Source organism: Flavobacterium sp. GW823-FHT06G12, from assembly GCF_058794775.1.
Map to the genome: position 1 here is coordinate 283,809 of NZ_JBXAHE010000004.1, position 17,056 is coordinate 300,864.

Genomic DNA, 17,056 nt, shown 5'->3' on the forward strand with positions numbered 1-17,056 from the left:
ATTAAAACATGAAACAAGCAATTGTAAATGCGATTGTGCATACAGGAGATGAAGTAATTGAAAATGGAGCCGTAATTATTGAAAACGGGACTATTATTTCAGTACACCAAGAAATACCAAATGACATTGAGCAAATTAATTTGGGAGGAAATCATCTCGCTGCAGGATTTATAGATATTCAGATTAATGGAGGAGAAAAGTACTATTTCAGTCAGACTCCAAATGAAGAAACCATTCAGGATATTTATGATGCAAGCATGAAGTATGGCACAACACATGTTTTACCTTGTTTGATTTCTTCTTCTAGAGAAACTATTCTCAACGGAATTGAAGCAGTTCGAGAATACATGCAAAAGCACAAAAATGGCGTTGTCGGAATGCATTTGGAAGGTCCGTTTTTAAATCCGTTAAGACGTGGCGCCCACAGTATTGATCAGGTGCGAAAGCCAACGAATGAAGAACTAGAAGAAATAATCAGAAAGGGAAAAGATGTTATAAAAGTTATTACAATTGCGCCCGAATGTTTTACAGAAGAACAATTGAATATGCTAATCGAGAGCGGATTTACGATCTCGATTGGCCATTCGACCATAACACACAAAGAAGCACAATTTTATTTCTCTAAAGGAATAAATCTTGTGACACATTTGTTTAATGCCATGACGCAGTTTGGCCACCGCGAACCAGGTTTGGTTGGAGCTGTTTTTGAAAATGAAGAAGTTTATGCTCCAGTTATTCTAGATGGTGCACATTGCGATTATGCTGCAGCAAAAGTAGCTTACAAGTTAAAACAAGAAAAATTCTTCCTAATAAGCGATGCAACTTTTTTAGGGCGAAAAGTAGCCAATTTTAAGTGGGACAATTTTGACGCGCATTTAGAGAATGGTTTTTACAGAAACGAAGACGGCAATCTGGCGGGAGCTACAATATCAATGACAGAAGCGGTGCAAAATGCTTACAATCATCTGAATGTTTCGGCTGATGAAGCAATAAAAATGGCAACTACAAGGGTAGCTTCTGCTATTGGTATGCAAGAAAAAATCGGCAAAATAAAGCATGGTTTTCCTGCCAGTTTTGTCCAATTCAATGCTGATTTAAGTAAAATAGAAACGCTTGATTTTTCTAAAACCAACAGTTCTATTTCCTAATGATTAAAGAAAAAGTGTCTCCAATTTTGGGTAAATTTAAAGAACTCAAAATCATTTTTATCGGAATTATTTTTTCCTTTTTGTGGGCTTCTGCATCTACAGCTACAAAAATTGGACTTCATTCTGCTCAGCCTTTTGTAATTTCTATTTTTAGATTTCTAATCGCTGGATGCATTATGCTTCTTATTTCGCATCTTATAATGGCAAAACGTCTGCCTCAAAAAAAAGAATGGATTCAAATCAGTATTTATGGTTTGCTCAATATTACTTTTTATTTGGGTTTGTATGTTCTTGCTATGCAAAAAGTATCCGCTGGTTTAGGGAGTTTGGCAGTAGCAACTAATCCTGTTTTTATTGTTTTGATTTCGGCAGTTTGGTTATCTCATAAAATCGATTTTAAAAATATTATTAGCTTATTGCTTTGTCTTACGGGTGTTTTTTTTGCGGCCTATCCTTTATTACAAAGCAGCTTTGCAACTCCCAGCGGAATACTGATTCTTCTAGTTAGTATGATTGCATATTCATTAGGAACAATTTATTATTCTAGGCAAGAATGGAATGATTTGCATATTTTAACCATAAATGGCTGGCAAACCATAATTGGAGCTGTATTTCTTTTTCCTGTCTTGGTTTTAACTTATAAATCAGATCAAAATAATTTAGATTTAAATTTCTGGCTTTCCACTTTTTGGCTGTCAATTGCAGTTTCTATTGGAGCCATTCAGTTTTGGCTTTATCTTTTAAAAATAAATCCGATAAAAGCTTCGTATTGGCTTTTCTTGTGTCCAATATTCGGTTTTTTAATCGCTTACTTAGTTGTCGAGGAACCATTGACTTTTTATACTTTTCTTGGTGTTGTTTTCGTAATATTAGGATTGTATATTAGCCTTTCTTCAAAAAAAATAAAAGAAAAATGACAAAATGAAATGTTTGAAAATCAAAACATTAAAAAAGTTTTAAGTATAGAAATAGCATACAAAAATTTACTATTAGTATACTTTATATTCATATTTTTCTTGCAATATGCTTGTTTTTATCGAGCATATTTATAGTTTTGCATGATATTTTAACCCCAAACCTACTTTACTTACTGATGAGAAAAAACACTCACTTTTTTGTATTTGCCCTATTGGCAAGTATTATTTTTGGCTGTAGTGACGATGGCGAAAACTACAAACCAAGTTACCTGCCAAGCATAGATGCTACAGCTTTACCCGCAGAAAATAAACCAATGATTATGTTTGAAGACGACGAAGATCCTTCAATCATGTACAATAAAGCAGATCGCTGGTTTAGAGTAAACGAACCTTTTCAAGTTATTTTAAAAGGAAAAGATTCTGTACAAGTTTCACTTTATTCTCCAGTTGGACTGACAGATGTTAAGGTGTACGCAAAATTGGCGAATTACGATAAGAAGTTTTTGCTTTTTAATTTTTCAAAAGTTCCAGCTTTTCATCGTTCGTTTCATAAAATTCCTTTAACGGAGCAGAAAAATGATTATTTGCTAGAAACAGGAAATACGGTAACAATCGATAAAATCGACGGATTTTCGTCTGGAGCAATTGAGTTTTTTATAGAATCGGAAGATCCTTTGTTTAAGAAAATCAAAAAGATAAAATCGACGCATTTAGTTCAATTTCATGATGGATACCACATTAATGAAATGGGTAAATTTCTTCCTATGAATCCAGCTTTGGCAAAAGAAGCAATTACCATGATTATCAATTATTCTTATGCGCTGAGCCATCCAATGTATTACAGCACATTTACCAATTTTGATAAATACAAACAAGAACAAGCCGCTGCAGCTGGAACAGGCATAAACGGTGCGTTAAACTGGCACGGAAATGCAGAAGATAAAGACGGTATTTACGATTATTATTCTAAAGAAGAAATCGAAAAAATATACTGGAATTATTTAGATAAAAGAACCGTTTGGATGGCAATGGTTGGAGGAGATTCTGCTTGGGGAGGAGGAAATCTAGCATCGCAATGGGAATCGGGTTACGTAACGGGCCATTGGGTTGGAGAAATGTCGGTTTGGTCGCACGAATATTCGCATCACATCGGTTTCAGTCACAGCAGTAATTTAGCGAATAGTGGTGAAGGCGGTGGCCAACAGGAAATGCTGACAGATTTCTATAAGTATTTAATTTATCTGAATGATCTTCCTTTTACAGATCCAGACGTTTTGAAAACGTATGCAAAAACAAATTACGTAAGCGGAAATTATAAAAAACCAGTGTTTAAAATTAATCCGAAAAATCCATTTTTAGTCAAATACAAAGGCGAAGGAAAATGGAATTAAAATATAAAACAACGATGAAAAATATTTTGCCCCTGATATTTGCTCTTTGCTTTTTTACCAATTGCAGTAAAGACGACAATGAGACCAAAGACTATAGTTATTATTACCCAACAGATGAAGCTTCGATTACAGCGGATAACATTCCAGGAAGTGCAGAAGCATTTGATCCGAAAGGAATCGCAGTTGCAAACGAGAAACTATACGTTATCAACGGAAATGTTTTAGAAGTATTTAATGCTCTGACATTAGCTCACATTAAAACAATTAAAGAATATACAAAAGGAACAACAACAATTCCGTTAACAAGCCTGACTTCGGTTGCGGTTGACAACGGACGTATTTATGTAGGAAGTACAGAATCTAGATTATTTGTTTTTGATGAAACTACAAATGCTGGAATCAGCACGGTTGGAAACGGGCAATGGTGGCAGACTTTTGTGCACGTTTTTGGCGTTGTAGTAAAAGATGGATTGATATTCGTAAAGGAAAAAGAGAAAAGTATTAAAGTATTTGAAACTTCTCAGATTACCGAGACAAGCAATTGGAATTTAGAGCCAATCGCTAAATTAAATACCTTAAATGGTTACACAGAAGTATATTCTATGGATGTGTATGGCGGAAATCTTGTGGTTGCAGGAAGAGATGCAAAAAGTTATCTGTACTATGATATCGCAAACATTAAAGCAAATGCTAAGAATTCGCTAACAACTCCAATTGAACCAGATAAATTGCAATTTGTCGACATAAAACCAATTGCAGTTTCTTTTAGTAAAGATTGGGCGGTAACTACAGAAAATGAAGGAAGCGCATCGTATTTAAGATTGTATCCAAAAGAAGAATTTATCAGAAAAAATTATAAAGCGGTTTTGAATGCTTCAGATATTTTTGGCGAGAATAAGTTCGGAACTATTGTGGGAACTGCACAGCTTGATGATCGTATTTTCTTATCAGATAATACCAATAAGAAAATTAGAGTGGTAAAACTGAACAAATCGGCAATTGCAGAACAAAATAATTAGGTTTTAAATTCCAATTTTATAAATTCCAAATTCCAATCTCGAAGTCTCGGAACAAATTGGGATTTGGATTTTTTTTAATTGAAATGAAATTTGGAATTTTCAAGATTGGAATTTTAAAATAACCTACTACATTGATAGGGTATTAAAAGTTTTGATGATTTATAGCTAAAAATTAAAAATAACTGTTTAAATTTGCACTCGCTATGAAGAAAGATAACCAGAAAATGAATAATTATTATCGTTACAGCATGATGTGCTGTGCTATTGTAATGGTATTTATTGATCTGGCTTAATATATAAAATGATAAAATTTATTTCAAGAAAGCCTTTCAACTAATTAATGGAAGGCTTTTTTGTTTTTAAACTGTAAAGAATGATTGAATTAAAAAATGTAACCAAAACTTTTCATCAGAAAGACAGAATTGTTGCTGCTTTGTCTGATGTCTCTTTAAAGGTTCCTGAAGGGAAAATTTTTGGTGTAATTGGAACTTCCGGAGCAGGAAAAAGTACGCTGATTCGCTGCGTGAATTTGTTGGAAAGACCAACTTCTGGCGAAATTATCGTTGACGGAAAAGCTTTAATGCAGTTATCAAACGCAGAACTGGCGATTGAAAGAAGACAAATCGGAATGATTTTTCAGCATTTTAATCTGCTTTCTTCGAGAACGGTTTTCGAAAATGTAGCTTTTCCCCTTGAATTGGCTGGAACTTCAAAAAGCGAAATCAAAACTCGTGTTTTAGAATTATTGCAATTGGTTGGATTGGCAGAAAAAGCCAACGATTATCCGGCAAGTCTTTCGGGAGGTCAGAAGCAAAGAGTTGCTATTGCAAGAACTTTGGCCAATAATCCGAAAGTTTTATTGTGCGATGAAGCAACAAGTGCGCTAGATCCTGCAACAACAAGATCTATTTTAAATTTATTAAAAGACATTAACAAACGTCTTAATATTACCGTTTTACTGATTACGCACCAAATGGAAGTTGTAAAATCTATTTGTGATGAAGTTGCGGTTATTAGTCACGGAAAATTAATCGAGCAGGGAAGTGTTGGAGAAATTTTCGCCGACCCGAAACATGAATTGACGAGAGAATTTATTTCTTCTTCTCTTCATATCGAAGTTCCATCTGTTTATCAGGATAAATTGCAAAAAGAAGATAACGGAAATCTGAATCCGTTATTGAAACTGGAAATGACTGGAAAATCGGTTAATGAGCCTGTTATCTCAGAAGTTTCAAGACTTTTTGATACCGATTTTAAAATCGTGAGCGCACAAATGGATCAGGCTGGCGAAGTTAATTTTGGCGTAATGCTGATCGAACTTTCAGGAAAACGTGAAAATTACATTGCGGCAATTCAGTATTTTAATTCAAAACATATTAAAACAGAAATTATAGGTTATGTCTGATTCTCTTATAGATTTATTGTTAAAAGGAACATGGGAAACCATTGTTATGACTTTTGTATCGGGCTTTTTCGGGTTTTTGTTAGGACTTCCAACAGGAATTTTATTGTTCTTAACTCGTAAAAACCAGATTTTAGAACAGCCAGTTTTAAACAGAACATTATCGATAGTGGTGAATGTTTTTCGTTCTATTCCATTCATTATTTTAATCGTTTGGATGATTCCGTTTACACGCGCTATCGTCGGTACTTCAATTGGTGTGAGTGCGGCTTTGGTTCCATTGAGTATTGGTGCGGCTCCATTTATTGCTCGATTGGTAGAAAATAGCCTGTTGAGCCTTCCTTCAGGATTAATCGAAGCAGCAAGAGCTTTAGGAGCAACTCCTTTGCAAATTGTGTACAAAGTATTATTGCCAGAAGCTTTGCCTTCTTTAATTAATGCAGCTTCAATCACTTTAATTACCCTTGTCGGATATTCTGCAATGGGCGGAGCTGTTGGAGCAGGAGGTTTAGGACAAGTTGGATACCAGTACGGTTATATTGGTTATGATGCCGTAACAATGAACTCGGTTTTGGCTTTATTGGTCATTTTAGTATTCGTGATTCAGTTTGCGGGAGATAGATTATCAAAACGATTCGATCATAGATAAGATTTAGTCGAAAGTCGAAAGTCAAAAGTCGAAAGTCAAAAGTCGAAAGTCGAAAGTCAAAAGTCGAAAGTCGAAAGTCAAAAGTCGAAAGTCAAAAGTCGAAAGTCAAAAGTGAAATGTTAGAAGTTTAAAATTTAAGAAATATACAATTATCATGAAAAGAAATATTTTAAAAATAGCTGGAGTTTTTGCTTTGGCGCTTGTTTTATCCAATTGCGGAAAAAGTAAAAATAATGATCCTCATTTTATTAAAGTGGGAGTGGCTTCAGGTCCAGAATTGAAAGTGGCAGAAGCGGCTAAAAAAGTAGCAAAAGAAAAATACGGATTGGAAGTAGAATTAGTTTCTTTTAACGATTATGTGATTCCAAACGAAGCTTTGAGTCAGGGTGATATTGATGCAAATGCTTTTCAGCATAAACCGTATTTGGACGAACAATCAAAACAGCGTGGTTACAAATTGGCTATTATCGGAAAAACGTTTGTGTATCCGATTGCAGCTTATTCTAAAAAAATAAAAAGCCTTTCTGAATTGAAAAACGAAAGCACGATTATTATTCCAAACGATCCAACAAACGGAGGACGTTCGTTATTGCTTTTGCAGAAAAATGGTCTGTTGAAATTGAAAGATGGCGTTGGTTTGCTACCAAAAGTAACAGACATTGTAAGCAATCCTAAAAACTTAAAAATTTTAGAATTAGAAGCGCCTCAATTGCCTCGTGCATTAGACGACCAAAATGTATCTATTGCAATCATCAACAATACATTTGCTTCTGCAGCAGGATTGGTTCCTTCTCGTGATGCTTTGTTTGTGGAAGATAAAGAATCGCCTTATGTGAATTTGGTAGTAAGCCGTGAAGACAATAAAAATGAAGAAAAAGTAAAACAGTTTTTACAAGCTTTTCAATCTCCAGAAGTTGAAAAAGCAGCTGAACAAGAGTTTAAAGGCGGAGCAGTAAAAGGCTGGTAAAAGAATGTGAGATGTAAAATGTGAGATGTGAGATGTGAAATGTTATGGATAAAGACATTTCACATTTCACATTTTTCATTTTACAATTCACAATTATATAAAACAATCTGTTGATTTTGTAAGGCTTACCTTTTTTGATTGAACTAAATTAGAGTTCAATTTTTAAAACAAATGTTATGAGATCGATTTGGACAGGTTCGGTAAGTTTTGGATTAATTAATATTCCGATAAAAATATTTTCGGCGGTGCAGGAAAGCAGTCTGGATATGGATATGCTGGATGCGAAAGATCATGCCAATATCAAGTTTAAACGTGTTAACGAAAATACCGGTAAAGAAGTAGATTTTGCCAATATTGTAAAAGGATATAATTTGGAAGGCAAATATATTGTTTTGGAAGATTCTGATTTTGAAGCCGCAGATGCCATTAAAACCAAAACAATCGATATTGAAAGTTTTGCCTTCGAAAAAGAAATTCAAAGTATTTATTACGAACAGTCGTATTATCTCGAGCCTGATAAAGGCGCAATGAATGCCTACGGATTACTTCGTGATGCCCTTGAAGCTTCAGGAAAAGTAGGAGTTACCAGATTTGTGCTGCGAAATAAAGAAAGTCTGGCGATTTTAAAACCGTACAAAAACGTCATTGTTTTAAACCGAATCCGATTCGAACAGGAAATTAGAAGTATGAGTGAATTAAAGCTTCCGCCAATGTCTAAAAAATCGACAAAAGAAATGGACATGGCAGAAAAATTGATAAATCAGCTAACAGAGAAGTTTGATATTTCTGGGTTTAAAGACGAATATACTGCCAAGCTTTTGGATATCATTAAAAAGAAAGCAAAAGGAAAACCACAGAAAACAGCTCCAAAACTAAAAGTGGTACACAAACAAAGCGACGATTTAATGGAAATGCTAAAAGCAAGTTTAGAAAATAAAAAGAAAAAATCTTCTTAACTGTTTTGACTATTTTCCAGTTTGAGAATAATCTTTTTAATATTGGCGCCTTTAGATAAAACGGGTTTCCATAAATCGCCTTTTTTCTCAAATCGCTTTAATACATTTTTTATGGTAAATTGCGATGGATGCAGTTTATCATTTACCTCACTCCATTCTAAAGGCGTAGAAACTGTAGCGCCAGGTTTTGGACGAACAGAATACGGCGCCGCCAAAGTTTGTCCGCGTCGGTTTTGTAAAAAATCGATATACAATTTGTTGTTTCTCTTTTTAATGCTTCTATCAACCGTCGTGATATCAGGAAGTCTGGATTGCACTTCTTTGGCAATCAATTCACTTAGAATTTTTATAGAATCATAATCGTATTGCGCGCCAAGCGGAATATAAATATGAAGTCCAGAAGCGCCCGAAGTTTTACAGAGGCATTCGGTTTCCAATTCGTCTAAAACTTCTTTTACAACCAAGGCCGTCTGAACCACTTGTTTAAAATCGTCTTTTGCAGGATCTAAATCAATTACGAGCCAATCTGGATTCTGAATATGTTTAATAGTCGAATTCCACGGATTCACTTCGATACAGCCTAAATTGGCCATATAAAGCAGTGTTTCTTTATTATTGCAAATAAGATAATCAATGTCAGCATTGTTGGATTCTGAGAAGATTTTTTTGGTTTTAAGCCATTTCGGAATTTTATCAACATCAACATCTTTCTGATAAAAACTAGGAGAATCAATTCCGTTCGGGAAACGATTCATCGACTCTGGGCGGTCTTTTAAATAGGGCAAAATCAGTTCTGAAACTTCTTTATAATATTGCACAATATCGCCTTTTGTAATCTTATCTTTTGGAAAATAAATTTTATTCTGATTAGTGAGATGCAAAGTCGTTTTACCAATTTTTAGATCGTAATCATTTTCGGCCTTGTGTTTATTTAAATGTCCCATTTCAATTAAATTAGAATCTTTATTACTATTGTTATTTCTATTCTCATTGCCATTAAAAATAACTTCCTCAGCCTTTTTATCAACCCTTAATCCAAGATAAACAGGATGTCGCAAATGCTGATCCTGAGTCCATTCTGAAAATTTCACCTGACATACCACTTTTGGTTTCAACCATTGTATAGGATCGCGTAAAGAGATTTTTTCGTCAAGCGGAGATTTTTCAATAAAATGCGGTTTTAGTTTAGTGTATAATTCTTTAAGGATTGCTTCTGTAAAACCAGTTCCGCATTTGCCAATATAATGCAGCTTTTTTCCATCATATTGGCCAAGTAAAAGAGCGCCAAAATACTTTCTCGAATTTTTAGGTTCTGTGATTCCAATAATAATTGCTTCTTCTTCATTGGCGGTTTTTATTTTAAGCCAGTTGGAACTTCTTCTATTTATGGTATAGGTACTGTCAGATTTTTTGGCAATGATTCCTTCTGTTTTGTTTTTAACCGCTTTTTCAAATTGTTGTATTCCGTCGCCAACGGTATGTTCAGAATAAAAAACATTCGAAAAAGAATATTTATTGAAGAGAATTTTCAGCAGTTCTTTTCGTTCCAGAAGCGATAATTCGGTAATCCGATTTCCATCCAAATTCAATAAATCAAAAACATAATATTTAAGATTTCCGATCCCGGTTTTCATATAATTTTGAAGTAGCTGAAAATCGGCTTTGCCAGCATCATTTTCCACCACAACTTCGCCATCCAAAACTACATTGTGATCTATTTGTTGTAATTCTTCGGCGATTGGTTTGAAATTATCAGTAAAAGAAAGCTGATTTCTGCTGAATAAATCTGCCTGCTGCGCATTAATGACAGCAATCGTCCTATAGCCATCATACTTATTTTCGAAAACCCATTCATCATCCTCAAAAGGTTTTTCGCGTACGCTGGCTAGCATGGGTTTTAGAAATTCAGCTTTTTCGGTTTTTAGATTGGTCTTTTTTTTTACAGGTTTTTTCTCAGCCGTTTTTTCTTCTGTTTTTGAAGCCTGTTTTTCAGATTTTGCTATCAGCTGTTCCAAACTTCTTTTAGAAATAACCGATTTGTCTTTTTCTAAAATATCAGCATCAGAAGCATATTGATCTTTTTTCTTGATTAAAAGCCAGGCATTTTCTTGTTTGCCGTGAAGTTTCACCAGAGAAAATTCGCCTTTCAGTTTTTTGCCTTTTAAAACAAAACTCAAACGTCCTTTTTCTAAATCGCTTAATAATTGTTTTTCGTCAGAAGCTGTTTTTTCATCAGAAGTATAGGTTCCGTTATCCCAAACAATTACATTTCCTGCGCCATAATTTCCTTCTGGAATTGTGCCTTCAAAATCCTTGTAACTGTACGGATGATCTTCAACCATCATGGCGAGACGTTTTATTTCAGGATCCATTGACGGACCTTTTGGCACTGCCCAGCTTTTTAAAACCCCATCCATTTCTAACCTAAAATCATAATGAAGATGAGATGCGGCATGCTTCTGCACTACAAAAATCAATTCGTTAGCCGATTTTTCAACTTTTCCTTTAGGTTCACGGGTTTGTTTAAAATCTCTTTTTTGATGGTATTTAGACAGTGACATAAGATTTCAAAAGAATTAAAAGGGTTAATGAAAGAGAGTAAAGTGCCGTTGCAGTGACAGCAAAAATAATATGGGCAAAGAGCAGCTGAATATAATAACCTTTAAAATCAATTGGGGGTTGATGATTGGTCATTTTAAATATGATAATCCAGCTGAATATGCCAATTACACCACTGATAACTCCTAGTAGGAGAGCATTGAGTGGGGAAACTGGTAATATGTTCTTTACCCACAGTATTTGATATCCCATAACAAATAGAAAACCTATAATGTAATGTATCAGCCATCCCCATGTTTTCTGAGATTTTTCAGAAAGACTGATGTTTGTTTTCTTTAGAGCAAAAGTCAATAAAACAGGTTCTTTATACAATTCTTGAAAGTTTTTCGACATCACATAACTAAACCAAGTCATGGCTGATGTAGCTCCAATGGAAACTAAAATTAATTGTATAAAAGTGTAAATCATGTCCCCTTTTTTTGAATTAAAACTCTATTTCAAAGTTACTTTTAAAATGACTTTTTCTGTTATAATATTAAAAAATGGAATTATATAATTATAAGTAAAGTGTTGATTATCAATTTATGTTTTGGTTATAATATTATAATCCTGAAATTTAATTGTATAATTTTTGAGCTAAAAAGCAGTCTAACTTTGTTAACCTATTTTTGAGAAACCCCTCAATTGAAATAGTAGTTCATTGAATGATAAATTGTAAAATCAACAGAAAATGAAAAATTCAAAAAAAAACAAATCAAGACAATTCTGAAGGAAAACAGAACGATTTAGAATATAACAAATCAAATGCTGAAAATGAATTTTTAACCACCAACCAAGGCGTTAAAATAAATGATAACAACAATTCTTTAAAGTCTGGAGAAAGAGGTCCTTCTCTTTTAGAAGATTTCATATTACGAGAAAAAATCACCCATTTTGATCATGAACGAATTCCAGAGCGTATTGTTCATGCGCGAGGTTCTGGTGCGCACGGTTATTTTGAACTTTATAAAACAATGGGAAAATATACAAAAGCAGGATTTTTAAACGATACCAGTATAAAAACGCCCGTTTTTGTACGATTTTCAACCGTTGCCGGTTCAAGAAGGTTCTTCAGATTTGGCTCGCGATGTTCGTGGTTTTGCTGTAAAATTCTATACACAGGAAGGTGTTTTTGATTTGGTTGGCAATAATATGCCCGTATTTTTCATTCAAGATGCTATGAAGTTTCCAGATTTAATTCACGCTGTAAAAGCAGAACCGCATAATGAAATTCCGCAAGCAGCTTCTGCGCATGACACTTTTTGGGATTTTATTTCGCTAATGCCCGAATCCATGCATATGATTATGTGGGTTATGAGCGATAGAGCAATTCCGAGAAGTTTGAGAATGATGGAAGGTTTTGGAGTTCATACTTTTAGATTTATTAATGATAAAAATGAATCTCATTTTGTAAAATTTCATTGGAAACCAAAATTAGGAACACATGCAGTTGCGTGGGATGAAGCACAGAAAATTTCAGGTAAAAATTCAGATTTTCATAAACTAGATTTGTGGGAAGCAATAGATGCAGGAAATTTTCCAGAATGGGAATTGGGTGTGCAGATTATTCCTGAAAGTGACGAACATAAATTTGATTTCGATCTGCTTGATCCAACGAAATTAATTCCAGAAGAGTTGGTTCCCGTAACTATAATCGGGAAAATGGTTTTGAATAGAAATACAGATAACTTTTTTGCAGAAACAGAACAAGTTGCTTTTCATCCAGGACATATTGTTCCAGGAATTGATTTTACGAATGACCCTTTATTGCAAGGCCGATTATTCTCGTACACTGATACACAATTGTCAAGATTAGGAAGCCCAAATTTTCATGAAATTCCAATTAACAGAACAATTGCGCCAATGCATAATAACCAACGGGACGGACACATGCGACAGGAAATTGCAGTTGGAAAAGTAAGTTATCAGCCAAATTCTTTAGGAGGAGGATGTCCGTTTCAAGCTAAAATGGATCAAGGCGGATTTGTGAGTTTTAATGAACGCGTTGATGCGCATAAAGTGCGAGCAAGAAGCAAAAGTTTTGCTGATCATTTTAGTCAGGCGAAACTTTTTTATAACAGTCAAACTCCAATAGAACAAGATCATATTTCAAGTGCTTTATCTTTTGAATTAGGTAAAGTTGAAACTGTTGCAATTAGAGAAAGAATGCTCGCGCTTTTAAATCGAGTTGATTCTAGCTTAGCCGCAACGGTTGCTAAAAATTTAGGGATTTCAGTTCCGAAAATTGAAAAACCAATTAATCACGGAGTGGGAGCAGATGATGAAGGAAAACAGGAATCAAGCAAAGCCAACCAAAATATAACACATTCAGATGCTTTGAGTATGCTTAAAAATCCGACTGTTTCTAATACAATTGCAACTAGACAAATTGCTTTTTTATGTACAGAGGGTGTAAACTCCAGTTCAATAAAAACAATGAAAACGACATTACAAAATGCAGGAGCAAAAGCCGTTATTATAGCACCACATTTAGGAACAATTGTTTCTGAAGAAGGTATAGAAATTCCTGTTGATCAAACCTATAAAATTGCAGCATCAGTACTTTTTGATGGTGTTTTTATTCCGTCAGGAAAAGGAATTGTAGCGCTCTCAAAAATTAAAGAAGTAAAAGAGTTTTTAAACGATTCTTACCATCATTGTAAATTTATTGCTGCTGAAGGTGAAGGAATTCAGATCATAAAAAATAACAGCGATATTAATAATGATCCCGGAGTTTTGATGAGCGAAAATAACTCAGATAAAAACTTAAGTGTTTCTTTTATAAAAGCTTTGGGAAGACATCGCTTCTGGGAAAGAGAAAAAAGTCTTTGAAAAAATAAAAACCATTCTTTTCGGAATGGTTTTTTTATGAAATTATTTTATTCAATTTGTAATAATCTTCAAGCATTCACTTAAAATAGAAACAGCTTTTTCCATTTCTTCTTTTTCCAAATGTCCAAATCCTAAACGTGTTGCAGTAAGATTTTTGGTTTGGTATAAAATGGTTTTGGGTAGAAATAAACCTTGTTTAGAACATTCTTTTTGAAACTGAATCAGATTAAAATGATCTAGCCATTCGACCCAAATTGCCAATCCTCTTGGAGGTACTTTAAACTTGATTTTGCCTTTCAGTTTTTCATTAAGAATTGAAACAAAATAATCGCGACGTTCTTTATAGATTTTTTTATTTTTCTTTGAAAGACGGTGCACTTCGCCTTCGGTAATCCATTCGGTTAAAACCTGTTCTTTTATAACATCAATTCTGGGTTCTAAGATGTTTTGATGCTTTTCGAGTTCTTTAATAAATTCTGCAGGAGCGGCAACAAAACCGTAGCTAAAACCAGATGGCAATGATCTCCCAAAAGATCCAATATAAACCACTTTTTGGTTGGAATCGAAAGCGGCTAAAGGTAGAACAGGATTATTATCATAATGAAATTCAAAATCATAATCGTCTTCCAAAATCACAAACCCGTATTGATTGGCCAATTCCAAAACTTCGATTCTTTTTTTAGCGCTAAGCGAAATAGTGGTTGGATAATGATAATTGGATGTTAAATATAAAACTCGAATTTTGGTCGTTTCACAAATTTCTTTTAAACGTTTAGTATCAATTCCGTCTTCATTTACTGGAATAGAAATGATCTGCGCTCCCGTATTGGTCAGCGTCATATTTGACATATAATATCCCGGCGAAGCTACGATGACTTTATCGCCTGAAGTAATAAGTACTTTTGTAACCAGATACAAAGCGATTTCGTGACTGCTTGTTGTAAGAAGGTTAGAAGTCGAAATACGAATTCCTCGCGTAAGATTAAGATAATTAGAAAAATGAGTTTTAAAATTCGAATGCGAGCGAAGTTCTATCTGTTCGTAGGTTTTAGATGTTTTTCTTCTTTTTAATTTCGAAACGTAAAGTCTGGCCAAAACATCGGTTTGAACCAATCGTAAATCGGGCATTCCGTCATTAAATTGATACGGCAGATTACTGATTTCAATCGGACTTTCAAGAATAGTAGATCGCTGGAAATTGAAACCAATATTATCTGGAGTGGTATTTTGTTCTTTCGAAATACTAAATTCAGCTTTGCTTTTTTGCTGGGATAAAATAAAAGTTCCTTTATTAGGAAGTGTTTCAATCCAGCCTTGCGATTCTAAATCCTGAAAGGCTTTGATTAAAGTGTTTCGGTTAACTGAAAGCACTTTGCATAAAATTCTGGTGCCAGGAAGTTTAGTACCTTCGGGAAGAAAACCCGTTTGTATGGCTTTGATAAATTCAAAAACAAGCTGCAGATAAATAGCAGTGCTTTCTTCTGGTTTAAGCTGAATAAAGCTTTTAAAAGGAATTTCAACCGGACTATCCATAATTTATAAACTGACACTTTTGTTGGTACGGCAAGATACTGCTTTTCTTAAAATTTTTAGAAAAAAAGAAAAATGATCTTTACATAAGTGTTAGAACGATGACCAAATCAAACTATTAAGTCCGGCTGAAATTATTTAATTCATTCCGTAGGAATGTTTCATCGGTAGAATTAAATTTGAATTGCGGTTACACGTTCCGTAGGAACGTTTGGTTGGTAAACAGAACGCTGTTATATAAAATCAGGTGTTCCTCTGGAACACAATGCAAAATGACATATTCTTTTTCTACCGACCAGATATTCCTACGGAATATTACATTGTAACTCGTTGCGGTAATTTATTATAATCTTAATTACACTTTAAAAATCAGTTTCTTTTTGTAGAAAATCCATAAAATGAATGACCAGAAAATAGCATAAGATAAGGCATAAGCAAGTGATGCATTTAATGGATTTTCAAAACAAGGAACAATTCCGTGGTTATATATATACGCTTGAAGTCCAATTTCTTCTCCAGCTTTTTCGGGATCGGCTACTTTTATGCCACTTAAAACTCTCGGAATTATTCCAGAAAAGAAAAATACGATCATTGGGTTTACACCCCAAATCAGGAATAATTTCGTCCATTTTTTATGTCCTTTGATATCGATTATATAATACAAAAGCGTTAAACACAGTGTTGCAATTCCAGCTGTATATAAAACATAAGAACTTGTCCAAAGTGATTTGTTAATAGGGAAGAAGATGTTCCAAATTAAACCTCCAATTACTAAAGCAGTTCCTGCAATGGCGGTCTTTTTTACGATTTCCATTTTATCAACAGATAAATTTAGTAGCTGACCAATGTACATTCCTAAAATTCCAGTTCCAATGGCTGGCAAAGTGCTTAAGATTCCTTCTGGATCCCAAGTTTTAGATGAAGCCCATAAATGTCCGTTTAGAAGTGTATCGTCTATCCAAGCGGCAAGATTGGTTCCTTTGTCGAAATTGGCAGGACCAAATCCAGGAACGGGAACAAAAGCCATTACAAGCCAATATCCAATTAAAAGCGTAGCTAAAACTAAAAGCTGTGTTTTTAAATTAGTCTTTAAATACAAAATAGAAGTAAAGAAATACACAATTGCAATTCGCTGCAAAACGCCTGGAATTCTCGTGTCTTCAAAATGCTCAAGACCACTAAATGATAATGAAATAAGAATTAGAAATACTCCAACGGCAAGAATGGTTTTGACTTTCATTGAAAAGTTTCCTAAAAGAGCATAAGCAACCGCAAAAGCAATTACCAGTCTTAATCCTAATAACGGAATTCCTTCTAAACCAAATAAATGTATTCTGCTGAAAACACTTAAAAATAATCCTAAACAGAAGATTCTAAGCGAACGAACTAAAATTTTATTGAAAACACTTCCGTCAAAATGTTTCACAGGCATTGCAAACGGAATAGCCGTTCCCATAATAAAAACAAAAAACGGGAAAACTAAGTCAGTAGGCGTACAGCCATGCCATTCAGCATGTTCTAAAGGCGGGTAAATAGATGACCAGCTTCCCGGATTATTGACAATCGTCATTAAGAGAATAGTAAATCCTCTAAAGACATCGAGTGAGGTTAAACGTTCTTTTGTCATTGGGTTGATATTTTAGATAG

General features: G+C 34.3%; 12 protein-coding genes and 1 pseudogene. 9 read left to right on the forward strand and 4 right to left on the reverse strand.

What is annotated here, in order from left to right; translation table 11 throughout:
* Nucleotides 1–8 precede the first annotated feature (8 nt).
* The 8 genes from nagA to ku all read left to right on the forward strand — a co-directional run bounded on the left by nagA (nucleotide 9) and on the right by ku (nucleotide 8,449).
* Nucleotides 9–1,148 (forward strand): N-acetylglucosamine-6-phosphate deacetylase, encoded by a 1,140-nt coding sequence (gene nagA / locus AC1Q5Z_RS16865; RefSeq protein WP_492446028.1) that lies wholly within the window; start codon nucleotides 9–11, stop codon nucleotides 1,146–1,148.
* Nucleotides 1,148–2,065, forward strand: coding sequence for a DMT family transporter (locus AC1Q5Z_RS16870; RefSeq protein ID WP_343585415.1), 918 nt, complete (start codon nucleotides 1,148–1,150; stop codon nucleotides 2,063–2,065). Before nagA ends, AC1Q5Z_RS16870 begins: the two co-directional genes overlap by 1 nt.
* 176 nt (nucleotides 2,066–2,241) lie before the next feature.
* Complete coding sequence (locus AC1Q5Z_RS16875) at nucleotides 2,242–3,456, forward strand: hypothetical protein (RefSeq protein ID WP_492446031.1); 1,215 nt, start codon at nucleotides 2,242–2,244, stop codon at nucleotides 3,454–3,456.
* A 14-nt stretch (nucleotides 3,457–3,470) separates the two neighbouring features.
* Nucleotides 3,471–4,475, forward strand: coding sequence for an NHL repeat-containing protein (locus AC1Q5Z_RS16880; RefSeq protein ID WP_343585419.1), 1,005 nt, complete (start codon nucleotides 3,471–3,473; stop codon nucleotides 4,473–4,475).
* A 373-nt stretch (nucleotides 4,476–4,848) separates the two neighbouring features.
* Nucleotides 4,849–5,880, forward strand: coding sequence for a methionine ABC transporter ATP-binding protein MetN (metN, locus tag AC1Q5Z_RS16885; protein ID WP_343585422.1), 1,032 nt, complete (start codon nucleotides 4,849–4,851; stop codon nucleotides 5,878–5,880).
* Nucleotides 5,873–6,526, forward strand: coding sequence for a methionine ABC transporter permease MetI (locus AC1Q5Z_RS16890; RefSeq protein WP_281633455.1), 654 nt, complete (start codon nucleotides 5,873–5,875; stop codon nucleotides 6,524–6,526). The genes metN and AC1Q5Z_RS16890 overlap by 8 nt, the downstream gene beginning before the upstream one ends.
* Nucleotides 6,527–6,680: 154 nt before the next feature.
* On the forward strand, nucleotides 6,681–7,493 hold the full coding sequence (gene metQ, locus AC1Q5Z_RS16895) for a methionine ABC transporter substrate-binding lipoprotein MetQ (RefSeq protein ID WP_492446032.1): 813 nt from the start codon (nucleotides 6,681–6,683) through the stop codon (nucleotides 7,491–7,493).
* A gap of 176 nt (nucleotides 7,494–7,669) precedes the next feature.
* Nucleotides 7,670–8,449: a non-homologous end joining protein Ku gene (gene ku, locus AC1Q5Z_RS16900; protein ID WP_492446034.1), complete on the forward strand. Its 780-nt coding sequence runs from the start codon at nucleotides 7,670–7,672 to the stop codon at nucleotides 8,447–8,449.
* Here ku and ligD read toward each other — a convergent pair.
* Nucleotides 8,446–11,010, reverse strand: coding sequence for a DNA ligase D (gene ligD / locus AC1Q5Z_RS16905; protein WP_492446035.1), 2,565 nt, complete (start codon nucleotides 11,008–11,010; stop codon nucleotides 8,446–8,448). The two genes, ku and ligD, sit on opposite strands and share 4 nt — an antisense overlap.
* Entirely contained in the window at nucleotides 10,997–11,476 is a 480-nt protein-coding gene (locus AC1Q5Z_RS16910) for a hypothetical protein (RefSeq protein WP_343585430.1), read from the reverse strand. Before AC1Q5Z_RS16910 ends, ligD begins: the two co-directional genes overlap by 14 nt.
* A gap of 269 nt (nucleotides 11,477–11,745) precedes the next feature.
* On the opposite strand from AC1Q5Z_RS16910, the pseudogene AC1Q5Z_RS16915 reads away from it, so the two are divergent.
* A pseudogene (locus AC1Q5Z_RS16915) lies at nucleotides 11,746–13,879 on the forward strand (catalase).
* A gap of 51 nt (nucleotides 13,880–13,930) precedes the next feature.
* Here the strand turns inward: AC1Q5Z_RS16915 and AC1Q5Z_RS16920 are convergent.
* Both AC1Q5Z_RS16920 and AC1Q5Z_RS16925 read right to left on the reverse strand, forming a co-directional pair.
* Nucleotides 13,931–15,412, reverse strand: coding sequence for an aminotransferase-like domain-containing protein (locus AC1Q5Z_RS16920; RefSeq protein ID WP_492446037.1), 1,482 nt, complete (start codon nucleotides 15,410–15,412; stop codon nucleotides 13,931–13,933).
* 352 nt (nucleotides 15,413–15,764) lie between these two features.
* On the reverse strand, nucleotides 15,765–17,036 hold the full coding sequence (locus AC1Q5Z_RS16925; protein ID WP_343585438.1) for an acyltransferase family protein: 1,272 nt from the start codon (nucleotides 17,034–17,036) through the stop codon (nucleotides 15,765–15,767).
* Nucleotides 17,037–17,056 lie beyond the last annotated feature (20 nt).